Raw genomic sequence first — 410 nt, 5'->3', positions numbered from 1 at the left:
GGGTGAAGGCGTTAAGGACCTCCAGCCCGCGGGCCAGAGATAGCATAAAGTTAGGGTCGTGCTCGGCCTGCCTGGCGCTCAGCGTATTGGGGATATTGTCGCTCATCGCATCCTTCTCCGTTGCAGCGTAAAGCTCACGGCAGATCACTATACCTTGCGCAAAATGGGGCGCGCTGAATTGTGCCGGTTTTACCACCACGATCACATTAATAACCGTCTTTTAACAAACGCGTCGATAATCGCACAACATTTCGATTATCGCCGTTGACCATCCGCCAGGCTGAACCCTATTGTCAATGGCACAGACCCCCGTTATGGATGTGGGTACAAAAAGTTATATATCTCATCAGGAACAGAAAATGACTGCCACCGTAGAGCAAATCGAGAGCTGGATTGTGGATGTCCCGACC

General features: G+C 51.5%; 1 protein-coding gene. It reads right to left on the bottom strand.

Going from position 1 to position 410, the window contains the following annotated elements:
• A partial coding sequence (locus tag ACEWB7_RS18225) for a hypothetical protein (RefSeq protein ID WP_411581120.1) occupies nucleotides 1-205 on the bottom strand: 205 nt, incomplete at its 3' end.
• Between the last annotated feature and the right edge of the window lie 205 nt (nucleotides 206-410).

Origin of the sequence: Acinetobacter sp. NIOH-H-8, from assembly GCF_046635365.1 — a bacterium.
GTDB lineage: Bacteria > Pseudomonadota > Gammaproteobacteria > Pseudomonadales > Moraxellaceae > Acinetobacter.
Note: the sequence above shows the minus strand (reverse complement) of the source record. Positions and strands in the feature narration are given on the sequence as shown.